This is a genomic window from Aeromonas sp. QDB14 (genome assembly GCF_027707845.1).
Lineage (GTDB): Bacteria > Pseudomonadota > Gammaproteobacteria > Enterobacterales > Aeromonadaceae > Aeromonas > Aeromonas caviae.
In genome coordinates this window covers 1-11,969 of record NZ_JAPCJD010000049.1, presented here as the reverse complement: position 1 = coordinate 11,969, position 11,969 = coordinate 1, and the positions used below count along the sequence as shown (strand labels likewise).

Sequence of the window (11,969 nt, the reverse complement as noted above, 5' to 3'; positions counted from 1 at the left end):
TAGGGATCAGGCCCATCCTGAACAAACGTTTTTCTCATCTCGCGCGGTGTGACTCCCTTCATACTCTCTGGTATAAAGGTGCCTCTTTTTTGACAAATGCCGATTTTTTCAACAAGGGTACTCACCTACTTGCGCTGCATTTTTCGACTGTTCATCGGGATGATGTTGACGCTGGCCCTGGCCGGTTGCGACTTCTACCACCCCTCCAGCCAACTGGAGCAGATCCGCCAGCGAGGCGAGATCCGGGTTGGCACCCTCTATGGCCCCACTTCCTATTACCAGCGTGACGACACCGCACTGGGGTTCGACTACGAGCTGGCGCAGCTTTACGCAGACTGGCTGGGGGTCAAGCTGACCATAGTACCGGCCTACAGCACCGCCGAGCTGGTCGAGCAACTGCAAAAGGGCAAGCTGGATCTCGCCGCCGCCGCCATCGTCGTGACCCCGGAGCGGCGCAAGTTGTTCCGCTTCGGCCCCGGCTTCTACCAGGTCTCCCCCAAGCTGGTCTATCGCAACGGCTCCCCCAGGCCCAAGAACCTCGGTGACATCAAGGGCAGCATAGTGGTGCCGGCGGGCTCCACCGGCGAGGACCTGATGAAGGAGCTGGCCAAGCAGTACCCCAACCTGAAGTGGAGCACCAATCGGGATGCGGACGTGGAAGAGCTGCTCAAGCAGGTGGCCGACGGCAAGGTGGACTACACGGTGGTGCAGGACACCATACTGGCCCGTACCCAGCGCTACTACCCCGAACTCACCGAGGGCTTGACCCTCGCCAGCAAGCAGACCGTGGCCTGGGCCATGACCAAGCTGCCCGACGACAGCCTCTACGCCAGCATCATCGACTTCTTCGGTCAGCGCTTCATGGATGGCGCCATCGCCAAGCTCGACGAGAAGTACTTCGGCCACGTGCAGAACTTCGACTTCGTCGACACCCGTACCTTCCTGCAACGGGCCAAGAGCCTGCTGCCCAAGTACCAGGCGCTGTTCCAGACCCACGCCAAGGATATCGACTGGCGGCTGCTGGCCGCCATCAGCTATCAGGAATCCCACTGGGATCCCCAGGCACGCTCCTACACCGGGGTGCGCGGCATGATGATGCTCACCGGCCCGACCGCCAAGGCGATGGGGGTAAACGATCGCACCCACCCGGAAGAGAGCATCAAAGGGGGCGCCCGCTACCTGCAGGAGATGATGGCGAAGGTGCCCGACTCGGTCCCGGCGGACGAGAAAGTGTGGTTTGCCCTCACCGCCTACAACATCGGCTACGGCCACATGATGGATGCCCGCCGCCTGACCAAGGAGCTGGGCAAGAATCCGGACGCCTGGAGCGACGTGAAAGAGGTGCTGCCCCTGTTGCAGCAGTCACGCTGGCATCGCAAGGTGCGCTATGGCTATGCCCGTGGCGGCGAGGCGCGCAACTATGTCAACAACGTGCGCCAGTACTACCAGAGCCTGCTCTGGCTCGACAACGAACAGCAGAAGGCCCATCGTCGGGAGGAGCTGGACGAGGACGACAGCAGCGAGCCGGACGTGCCGGCGCAGCGTCCGGCCATCATCGCCGAAGTGGTCAAACAGATCATCACCCCCTAGCCTCGCCGGGGGTGTGTTTTCCTGCCCTGTTCTCTGTTACCATCCTTGGGTATACGAGGGGCGCTGGAGCGAACTTATTGCAATGTATTCATTGCGTTGCAGTTCCTGCCAAGGGCCCTTTCGGCCCCACGCAAGACCAGGGAGGAGAACAGGATGCGAGCACGCAGAAGAGCCATGTTGGCCCGAAAAACCAAATGTGCCTGGAGCCCGAGACGCAAGCTCAAGCTGGCCGACATGAAACGCAAGATCTGGCACAGAAACCGCTCCTTCACGCTGCTGATAGCGGAGCACACAGTATAAACCCGGCATCAGCCGGGTTTTTTTATGCCTTGTCAGGCTGCGCTTCAAACAGAACGGTGCGCTTGGAGACCAGGGTGTTGCAGTGGTTGCAAAAATAATCCACCGCGCCGCAAGCCCGAAGCCGCTCCAGCTCCTGCCCGCAGGCAGGACACAGGGCCCGGATGCGATAATGGGCCTGACACTGGCCACACGTCGTCTCGCGGCTGCGGCTGTCCAGTTCACCCTGACAGGCAGGGCAGGTCAGCGTGTTCATTCTCTTCTCGACTCCTCTGTTACGTCACTGTGCACCGGCGTCACTCGCAGCCCCTCCCCCGGTTTGTCTGCCCTGAGGAGGGCCACCAATAAAAACGGCTGCCGGTAAGGGCAGCCGCAGGGCTTTATTTCTTCGCTTTGGCCTTGAGCAAGCGCTTGCGCTGGCGTTCCTGGCTCAGGGTCAGGGTGTTCTTCTTGCCCTCGAACGGGTTGACCGACTCCTGGAACTCCACCCGGATCGGGGTCCCCATGATCTTCAACGACTTGCGGAAGTAGTTGATGAGGTAGCGCTTGTAGGAGTCAGGCAGGTCGTTCAACTGGTTGCCGTGGATCACGATGCGCGGCGGGTTGTAACCACCGGCGTGGGCATACTTCAGCTTGACCCGGCGACCGTTCACCATGGGCGGCTGGTGATCTTCCTGGGCCATCTGCATGATGCGGGTCAGCATGGCGGTGCTGGTGCGGCGAGTCGCGGACTCGTAAGCCTCGTTGATGGATTCGAACAGGTGACCGACGCCACTGCCGTGCAAGGCGGAGATGAAGTGCACCCGGGCGAAGTCGATGAAGCCCAGGCGTCTGTCCAGCTCGTTCTTGACGTCCTCTTTCACCTTCTGATCCAGGCCGTCCCACTTGTTGACCACCAGTACCACGGAGCGGCCGCTGTTGAGCACGAAGCCGAGGATGCTCAAGTCCTGATCCGTGATGGTCTCCCGGGCGTCAATGACCAGCAGGCAGACGTTGGCATCTTCAATCGCCTTGAGCGTCTTGATGACGGAGAACTTCTCCACCGTCTCGTGCACCTTGCCACGGCGACGCACGCCGGCGGTGTCGATGACCACGTATTTCTGATCGTCGCGCTCCATGGGGATGTAGACGGAGTCGCGGGTGGTACCCGGCATGTCGTAGACGATGACCCGATCTTCACCCAGCATGCGGTTGGTCAGGGTGGATTTGCCAACGTTGGGGCGACCGACGATAGCAAATTTGATGGGCAGGTCGGCGAACGGCGTCTCCTTGGTGTCTTCCCGGGTGTCGAGCTCACCGGCGGCCACCATGCGCAGCAGGGCCTCTTCGTCGAACTCCTCCAGCTCCTCTTCCTCTTGTGCCTCGGTGGCAGAGCCGACCAGGGTCTCGAGGTGAGGGGCCAGGGCCAGCTCCAGCAGGCTCAGTACGCCACGGCCGTGGGCGGCCGCCATCTGGTAGACCTCGCCCAGGGCCAGACCGTAGAACTCGGACACCGCGGAGTCACCGTCGATGCCGTCGGTCTTGTTGGCCACCAGAAACACCTTCTTGTGGGTCTTGCGCAGGTGCTCGGCGATGGCCTGATCCGCCGCGGTGAGACCGGCACGGGCATCCACCATGAAGAGCACCACATCGGCCTCTTCGATGGCCAGCAGGGACTGCTCGGCCATCTTCAGCTCGATCCCCTCCTCGGTGCCATCGATACCGCCGGTATCGACCACGATAAATTCCAGCTCGCCCAGCTTCGCCTGGCCATATTTGCGGTCCCGGGTCAGGCCGGGGAAGTCGGCAACCAGGGCATCCCGGGTACGGGTCAGGCGGTTAAACAGGGTGGATTTCCCCACGTTGGGGCGGCCCACCAGGGCAACTACAGGAGTCATAAAAGCCTCATTCTCAAGACGACAAAGGCTCCGGGTCCGAAGACCAGGAGCCGGATATTCACATTATCGGACGATCAAGGACGCTTGAGGGCGTACAACTTGCCGTCACGGCTCTGCACATACAGGGTGTCACCCTCCACCAGCGGAGCGGCATAGAGACCACTGCTGTCGAGCTGCTGCATGGCCTTGATGGTCCCGTCGGTACGGTCCAGCCAATACAGGTAACCTTCCACATCGCCGACCACCACATAGTCACCCAGGATGACGGGGGCGGTCACGGTGCGGTTTTCCAGCTGGGTGTTGGACCACAACTCGAGACCGTTGCGACGATCGACCGCAAACAGATGGCTGCGGCTGTCGGTCAGCACGATGGCATTGCCGGTCACCGCCATATCGCGATAACCGGAATACTTGCGCTTCCACACTTCGTCGCCGCTCATCAGCTTGCGCGCCATCAACTGGCCGTTGTAGGCGATGGCGTAGAGCTCATCACCGGCAATCAGCGGGCTGGCATCGACGTCCACCATCCGATCCAGTTCGGTGGCGCCGCGCGGGTCAGCCACCTTGGATTGACGCACCGGCTGGCCGTTGCTCAGCAGGGCGATGCCCACCTTGCCATCGGCGCGGCCATAGATGACGGCACCGTTGGTGATGATGGGGGCGCCGGCACTGCGCAGGGTCAGGGGCGGCTGCTCTTCGGACAGGGTCCACTGCAGCTTGCCCTCGTCGGTATCGAGCGCCACCAGACGACCGGAGGTGGTCAGCACCACCACGCGGCCATCCTCGACGGCGGGGCTCGCCACCACTTCCCCAGGTACCGTGGTCTGCCACAGCACTTCGCCGTTGGCCTCGTTCAGGGCGTAGACCACCCCGTTTTCGGACCCGAGGAACAGCTTGCCGTAGCGAGAGACCAGACCACCGGAGAGACGGGCACTACGCTTGTCGGCGTTGATGGGCAGATCTGCCAGATCCACGCTCCACAGCTCCTTGCCGCTCTCGCGCTCGAAGGCGGTCACATCGCCATCGCGGGCCGCTGCATAGATGCGGTCCTCTTCCACCACCGGCTTGAGCTGGGAGTAGAAGTCGCCGATGCCATCCCCGACCGAGGAGGACCATGCGGTATCGGCAGTGAACGCGGACTCGACCTTGGGCAGGGGTGCCATGGGGTTGAGATCTTCTTCCGAACTGAACAGGGAGCAGCCCTGCAAGGCGAAGGAGACAGCCACCCCCAGCGCCATTCGCTTGTACAGATTACGCATCCGGAGCCTCGCCCGCAGTGACGGCTGGCAGCGCCAGATCATCCATCTTCAGCTTGAGTTCGGCGCTGCTCTGCAGGCCGCCGGCATCCGCCGCCGCCTGATAGGCATCGCGCGCTTCTTCGGCCTTGCCCTGCTTTTGCAGGATGTCGCCGCGCACTTCCGCCACCTGGGCCTTGAAGGCGTCGTTGTTGATCTTGCCAAGCTGGGCCAGGGCCTCGTCAGCCTTGCCCTGATCGCTCAGGACCCGGGCCAGACGCAGGGCGGCGATGGGCTTGATGCTGTCATCGCCACTGGCGGCCACCTGGGTCAGCTGCTCGGCAGCCAGATCCAGCTTGCCCGCCTTGACGGCGGCCGCAGCCAGTTGCAGGGCAGCCAGCTCGGCATAGGCGTCACCCTTGTGGGCGGTAATGAAGCTCTTTGCCTGCTCCAGAGCGGCGTCATCCCCCTTGGCGAGCTGGGCGGTCATCTCGTTGTAAGCCTGGGAGGCGGCTTCCTGGTTGTTCTGCTGCATCTCGTTGTAGTAGCGCCAGCCAAAGAGGCCGACCAAACCGATCACGGTCCCGGCGATCACCGAGGTGCCGTTCTCTTTCCACCAGTTCTTGATGACCTCAACCTGTTGTTCTTCAGTGGTATACACTTCCACAGCTTACTCTCCTTTCGCTGCCAGCAGGGCGATGGCGGCATAGACCGAGACGGTCTGTTGCTCGGCCTGGCCACGCAGATATTTGATGGTGATCTCCCCGCTTTGCACCTCGGTCTCCCCAAGGATCAGGGCAATGGCCGCGCCGCTCTTGTCGGCACGCTTGAGTTGTTTCTTGAAGTTGCCGCCGCCGCAGTGGCTCATGAGGCGCAAGTCCGGCAGAGCATCGCGCAGGCGCTCGGCCAGAGCAAAGCCAGCCTGCTCGGTCCCCTCACCCACCATGCAGAGATAGACATCCACCGCCGGGCGGATGTCAGCATTGAGCTCGAGGGTTTCGAGCATCAGTACCAGACGCTCCATGCCCATGGCAAAACCCACCGCCGGGGTCGGCTGGCCACCGAGCTGCTCCACCAGGCCGTCGTAGCGACCACCGGCACAGACGGTGCCCTGGGCCCCCAGGCTGTTGGTCACCCACTCAAACACGGTCAGGTTGTAGTAGTCGAGGCCGCGCACCAGACGCTCGTTCACCTCGAACTGGATGCCGGCCGCCGTGAGCAGGCGCTTGAGCCCTTCGAAGTGAGCCAGGCTCTCTTCGCCCAGGTGGTCGAACAGACGGGGGGCTCCCGCAAGGATGGCCTGCACTTTTTCGTCCTTGGAATCGAGCACCCGCAGGGGGTTGCTGTACATACGGCGCTGGCTCTCTTCGTCCAACTCGCTCTTGTACTGTTCCAGATAGGCGACCAGGGCATCGCGATAGGCGGCACGTTCGCTGCTCTGGCCGAGGGTATTGAGCTGCAGGGTCACGTGATCGCTGATGCCGAACAGACGCCACAGGCGGTGAGTCAGCATGATGAGCTCGGCATCGATGTCCGGCCCGTTGATACCGAACAGCTCGACCCCGAACTGGTGGAACTGGCGATAGCGACCTTTCTGGGGACGCTCGTGACGGAACATGGGGCCCATGTACCACATCCGGCGTTCCTGGTTGTAAAGCAGACCGTGCTCGATGCCGGCACGCACGCAACTGGCGGTCCCTTCCGGACGCAGGCTCAGGCTGTCGCCGTTGCGGTCTTCAAAGGTGTACATCTCTTTTTCGACCACGTCGGTCACTTCACCGATGGCACGCTTGAACAGATGGGTCTGCTCGACGATGGGCATGCGCACTTCGCTGTAGCCATAGCTGGCCACGACCTGGCGCAGGATCTGTTCTACTTTCTGCCATACCGGGCTCTGCTCCGGCAGGCAATCATTCATACCGCGAATAGCTTGGATCTGTTTTGCCACGTTGATACTCGAGAAAAAGAGGTAAAATTTGGCCGCATTATAGGGATTTTCGACCCCGAGGTAAAATCGGGTGCCCGGATGCGGGATGTAAAATCAACAACCTAAAGCCGGGGCCACCCCAGGTGGCCCCGTCATGGTTCAACCTTTGTCCACCTGGATCTGGTTGGCCGGATCCAGCATGGCGGCCCGGGCACGGATGCGACGCTCCAGGGTCGGGATCAAATCCTTGTTGTCGAGCCGGTCGACCCGCTGGCCCCCCTCGTAGAAGGCACTCTTGTTGGCGGCGCCCGCAAGGCCGAGATCGGAAACCAGCGCCTCCCCCGGACCGTTCACCACACAGCCGATGATGGAGACATCCATCGGGGTGATGATGTCTTCGAGCCGCTCTTCCAGGGCATTGACAGTGCCGATGACGTCGAACTCCTGACGGGAGCAGGAGGGACAGGCGATGAAGTTGATGCCGCGGGAACGGATGCGCAGGGATTTGAGGATGTCAAAGCCCACCTTCACCTCTTCCACCGGATCAGCAGCCAGGGAGATGCGCAGGGTGTCGCCAATCCCTTCGCTCAGCAACATGCCAAGGCCAATGGCAGACTTGACCGCGCCGGCGCGAAAACCGCCCGCTTCCGTGATGCCCAGATGCAGGGGTTGATCGATCTGCTTGGCCAGCAGGCGATAGGCACCGACCGCCAGGAAGACATCGGACGCCTTGACGCTCACCTTGAAGTTCTGGAAGTCGAGGCGATCCAGGTAATCCACGTGGCGCATGGCGGACTCCAGCAGCGCCTCCGGGGTCGGCTCGCCGTATTTCTCCTGGAGATCACGCTCAAGGGAACCGCCGTTGACGCCGATGCGGATGGGGATGTTGTAGTGACGGGCACAATCCACCACCGCACGCACCCGCTCTTCGTTGCCGATGTTGCCCGGGTTGATGCGCAGGCAGTCGGCCCCGTATTCGGCCACTTTGAGGGCGATGCGGTAGTCGAAGTGGATGTCGGCCACAATGGGGATGCGGGTCTGCTGCTTGATGAGCTTGAACGCTTCCGCCGCCTCCATGGTGGGGACGGAGACCCGGACGATGTCGGCGCCGACCCGCTCGATCCGCTGGATCTGCTCGACGGTAGCGGCCACGTCCGTGGTCTTGGTGTTGGTCATGGTCTGTACCGTGATGGGGGCATCGCCCCCAACCGGCACGTTGCCGACCATGATCTGTCTGGATTTGCGACGAACGATGGGTGATTCGTGTGCGGGCTTTTCGTGAACAGACATGGCGGACTGATTACTCCTGCGGCAGTGAGAAGCGGGCAGTCCGGCCGTTGTTGTAACGGCTCATGTCGAAGGACTTGCCCTGATATTCGAGATTGACCGCCATGGGCGCGCCAATGATGAATCTGAGTGGCTCGGGTCCTTCCAGTACCAGTTCGTCGTTCGCCTTCTTCAGACCGCTGAACAGGGTCTTGCCGTTGGCATCCTTGACGTCCAGCCAGCAATCGGCGGTGAAGCTCATCTTGAGCTGGGGCGCCTTGGCGGGCTCGGTGGTCGTGCTCTCGGAAGTCGAGACCGCACCGGAAACGTCCGTCGGGACGGCTGCGCTGGCATCCGTAGCGACCACAGGCAGGGTCGCGGTGGCACCGCTCACCACAGCCTGGGTGGACACGGCATCGGACGCTGCGGGCAGCACGGGCTCGGCGACCTCCACGGCGGGGGCAACATTCGCTTCCGGCGTATTGACGGTCGCGCTCATCTCGGTCGCCGCCAGGGCGTCGTCACCGGCGGAGCGCCGCGCCGTGCTCTGCCACCACCAGGCGACGGAGAGCCCGATCAGCACCAGGATCACCAGCCAGGTCACCACCTTGAGCCGGCTGTCATTGGCCTGCTGGCGGGAGCGACGGGAGAAGCTCTGCATGTCGATGTTGTCGGGGGGAGTCAGTCCCAGCTTTTCGTAGGCGGCGAGGATGGTCTCCTCGGGGATGCCCACGAGCTTGGCATAGGCCCGCAGATAGCCACGAATGAAGGTATGGGACGTGTGCTTGTCATAGGTATCCGCTTCGATGGCGGCGATCAGGGTCAGACGAAGGTGAATGCGGGACGCAACCTGTTCCCGGGTCCAGCCGAGCTGTTCACGGGCGTTGCGCAGCAGCTGGCCTGGGCCAACTGCCTGGGAGTCGTCTTGGAAATCGTGTGGCTGTTCAGTAGTCATTGGCTAAGTAACGCTTGGCTTGTTGCGAAGTGGGATATTGCCTTACCAGCTCAGTCCCGAATTGGTGAAGTAATGCCGGTTTGTCCATGGCCTGGGCCAGCCGCAGCCGGAGCCAGAGGCTCTCCTCGTTCTCCTCTGCCACGTCGGCAAAGCGCGCGAGGTAAGACTGGACATCAGGAAGCTTGCCATCTTTCATGGAAAGCTCGGCCATGTCCAGCAATAACCTAGGATTGCGGGGATTATACCCCAAGGCCAGACGATAATACTCGCTGGCCTTGTCATTTCTGTGATTTTGCATCGAGCAGAGCGCCGCATTCTCGTAGGTATCAGCGATCTTCACGTAATCGGGCTGGCTGACGGCCTGCAAGAACGCCTTTTCCGCTTCGTCGAAGCGGCCACGGTTGCAGAGGAAGGCGCCATAGTTGTTCATCGCGTCAGCATTGGACGGATCCATGGCCAGCGCTTTCTTGTAGCTCGCCTCGGCGGCCTTGAAATCCGACACCTGCTGGTAGAAATAGGCAAAACCGATGTAGACCTGAGGATTGTTGGGATCGTACTGAAGGGCGCGGTCGAGGTTGAATTTGGCCTGCTCGGCATTGCCCTGGCGCAGATACTGGATACCCAGATCGAGACGAGTCTGGGCGGCGGCCTTGAGGTCGGGGCCCACTTCACGCTGGGTCGAATTCTGGCCAGCGTAAGTGGTCTCTGTGACACAGCCTGGCAGCGCACAGAGCGCTGCCACTACGATCAATGTACGGATATCCATTTCCTGTCTATACAATGGCTTAGGAGTTAAACCATTTTGACGGAAATCCCATCCTGTTGCATCCGATTTTTCATGGTGCGCTTGGTGCGGTCGATCACCTCCCCCACCAGCTGCCCACAGGCGGCGTCGATGTCGTCACCACGGGTCTTGCGCACGATGACGGTCAGGCCGTATTCCATCAGCACCTTGGAGAAACGGTCGATACGGCTGTTGCTCGGCTTGCCAAACGGGTTGCCCGGGAAGGGGTTGAACGGGATCAGGTTGATCTTGCAAGGGGTTTCCTTGAGGACCTTGGCCAGCTCATGGGCATGCTGCATGTCGTCGTTGATGTGATCGAGCAGCACATACTCCACGGTCACCCGGCCGCCGTTGGCGTTGGACTTGGCCAGATAGCGACGTACCCCGGCAAGGAAGGCTTCGATGTTGTACTTGTCGTTGATCGGCATGATCTCGGAGCGAAGCGCATCGTTCGGCGCATGCAGTGAGATGGCCAGGGCTACGTCGATCTGGTCCCCCAGCATGTCCAGCGCCGGTACCACACCGGAGGTGGAGAGAGTGACGCGGCGCTTGGAGATGCTGAAGCCGAAGTCATCCATCATCAGCTTCATGGCAGGTACCACGTTGGCGAGGTTGAGCAGCGGCTCACCCATGCCCATCATCACCACGTTGGTGATGGGGCGCTTGCCACCCACCACTTTGGCGGCACGCCACACCTGGCCGATGATCTCGGAGACTTTCAGGTTGCGGTTGAACCCTTGCTGGGCGGTGGAGCAGAAGGTGCACGCCAAGGCACAACCCACCTGGGAGGAGACGCACAGGGTAGCGCGGTCCGCTTCCGGAATGTAGACGGTCTCCACCTCCTGATCGCCCACCTGCAGCGCCCATTTGATGGTGCCATCGGCGGAGCGCTGTTCACGGCTGATCTCGGGGGCACGGATCTCGGCAATGGCCTTGAGCCGCTCGCGCAGCGCCTTGTTGACGTTGCTCATCTGATCGAAATCATCACAACCGAAGTGATAGATCCACTTCATTATCTGGTCTGCCCGGAACGGCTTCTCGCCCAACTCGACGAAGAAGGCACGCATGGCATCCCGGTCGAGATCCAGCAGGTTGGTTTTTGTTTCGCTCATCAGGGGCCTCAGCTCACACACTTCATAAATTATCGGCTGACCTACGTCAGGGGGCGGCATTGTACAAATAATGGGTCTGGCTTTCCACCTGGAGAATAAGTGGATATTGGCCGGATGACCAAAAAACAAAAGGGAGCCGAAGCTCCCTTGGTCACCAGCAGACAACATCAGCCGCGCGGGCAGATCTCGTCGTCGGAGAAGAAGTAGGCGATTTCACGGGCGGCAGAGGCCGGGGCATCGGAGCCGTGGACGGCGTTGCGATCGATGCTCTCGGCGTAGCAGGCGCGCAGGGTGCCGGCCAGTGCCTCTTTCGGGTTGGTAGCGCCCATGATTTCACGGTGACGGCGGATGGCGTCTTCACCTTCCAGCACCTGTACCATGACGGGGCCAGAGGTCATGAAGCCGACCAGACCATCATAAAACGGCTTGCCCTGGTGCTCGGCGTAGAAACCGGCGGCCTGTTCGCTGGTCAGGTGCAGCATCTTGGCAGCAACCACTTTCAGACCGGCGCTTTCGAAGCGGCTGTAAATGGCACCAATCAGGTTCTTGCTGACCGCATCCGGCTTGACGATGGAGAAGGTACGTTCGATAGCCATTGAGTTCTTTCCTTAACTACAGAGTTTTATTGTAGGAATCCATGTTCGGCGGCGATTATACGTAAACAAAAAACGAAATAACACACAAAAAATCAACTTTTTGTTAAACAAAAGAATCCTTGAAACAACATGGTGACTCATCTTGTGCCAGGGCAGAGAGAAAAAATGTGCGCTTGCGCACGATCGGCATGCTAATGCCTCAAAACCGTATCAATTGCTCAGCAAAGCAGCACTGGAAAGGGCACCCTGAGGTCAATGCTGATCAGTTAAGGATCCATTGACCGATCCTTCTGCTGTAGGACAATCCGGAACCAATCACTGGTTCCGGAT

The 11,969-nt window shown here is 60.8% G+C and carries 11 protein-coding genes; 1 reads left to right on the top strand and 10 read right to left on the bottom strand.

The window, feature by feature from the left end; translation table 11 throughout:
• The first annotated feature begins 96 nt into the window (after window positions 1-96).
• Window positions 97-1,590, top strand: a complete 1,494-nt coding sequence (mltF, locus tag PG887_RS15235; protein WP_029314683.1) for a membrane-bound lytic murein transglycosylase MltF — start codon at window positions 97-99, stop codon at window positions 1,588-1,590.
• 322 nt (window positions 1,591-1,912) lie between these two features.
• On the opposite strand, the gene PG887_RS15230 is transcribed toward mltF, so the two are convergent.
• The 10 genes from PG887_RS15230 to ndk all read right to left on the bottom strand — a co-directional run bounded on the left by PG887_RS15230 (window position 1,913) and on the right by ndk (window position 11,639).
• Window positions 1,913-2,143: a zinc ribbon domain-containing protein gene (locus tag PG887_RS15230; RefSeq protein ID WP_104453031.1), complete on the bottom strand. Its 231-nt coding sequence runs from the start codon at window positions 2,141-2,143 to the stop codon at window positions 1,913-1,915.
• Window positions 2,144-2,267: 124 nt separating this feature from the next.
• Window positions 2,268-3,764 carry a ribosome biogenesis GTPase Der gene (gene der, locus PG887_RS15225; protein ID WP_010675045.1) on the bottom strand — a complete coding sequence of 499 codons (1,497 nt, stop codon included), beginning with the start codon at window positions 3,762-3,764 and terminating at the stop codon, window positions 2,268-2,270.
• Window positions 3,765-3,838: 74 nt separating this feature from the next.
• Window positions 3,839-5,023 (bottom strand): outer membrane protein assembly factor BamB, encoded by a 1,185-nt coding sequence (bamB, locus tag PG887_RS15220; RefSeq protein WP_029314685.1) that lies wholly within the window; start codon window positions 5,021-5,023, stop codon window positions 3,839-3,841.
• Window positions 5,016-5,666 carry a YfgM family protein gene (locus tag PG887_RS15215; RefSeq protein ID WP_010675047.1) on the bottom strand — a complete coding sequence of 217 codons (651 nt, stop codon included), beginning with the start codon at window positions 5,664-5,666 and terminating at the stop codon, window positions 5,016-5,018. Before PG887_RS15215 ends, bamB begins: the two co-directional genes overlap by 8 nt.
• A gap of 3 nt (window positions 5,667-5,669) precedes the next feature.
• Entirely contained in the window at window positions 5,670-6,947 is a 1,278-nt protein-coding gene (gene hisS / locus PG887_RS15210) for a histidine--tRNA ligase (protein WP_103857949.1), read from the bottom strand.
• 138 nt (window positions 6,948-7,085) lie between these two features.
• Entirely contained in the window at window positions 7,086-8,216 is a 1,131-nt protein-coding gene (ispG, locus tag PG887_RS15205; RefSeq protein WP_010675049.1) for a flavodoxin-dependent (E)-4-hydroxy-3-methylbut-2-enyl-diphosphate synthase, read from the bottom strand.
• A 10-nt stretch (window positions 8,217-8,226) separates the two neighbouring features.
• The gene (locus PG887_RS15200) at window positions 8,227-9,147 is read right to left on the bottom strand and encodes a RodZ domain-containing protein (protein WP_270822136.1); all 921 of its coding nucleotides are present in this window, start codon (window positions 9,145-9,147) and stop codon (window positions 8,227-8,229) included.
• Window positions 9,137-9,928, bottom strand: a complete 792-nt coding sequence (gene tapF, locus PG887_RS15195) for a PilW family type IVa pilus biogenesis/stability lipoprotein TapF (RefSeq protein WP_103857947.1) — start codon at window positions 9,926-9,928, stop codon at window positions 9,137-9,139. Before tapF ends, PG887_RS15200 begins: the two co-directional genes overlap by 11 nt.
• Before the next feature lie 11 nt (window positions 9,929-9,939).
• On the bottom strand, window positions 9,940-11,043 hold the full coding sequence (locus PG887_RS15190) for a bifunctional tRNA (adenosine(37)-C2)-methyltransferase TrmG/ribosomal RNA large subunit methyltransferase RlmN (RefSeq protein ID WP_010675052.1): 1,104 nt from the start codon (window positions 11,041-11,043) through the stop codon (window positions 9,940-9,942).
• 167 nt (window positions 11,044-11,210) lie between these two features.
• Window positions 11,211-11,639 carry a nucleoside-diphosphate kinase gene (gene ndk / locus PG887_RS15185; RefSeq protein ID WP_010675053.1) on the bottom strand — a complete coding sequence of 143 codons (429 nt, stop codon included), beginning with the start codon at window positions 11,637-11,639 and terminating at the stop codon, window positions 11,211-11,213.
• Window positions 11,640-11,969: the final 330 nt, after the last annotated feature.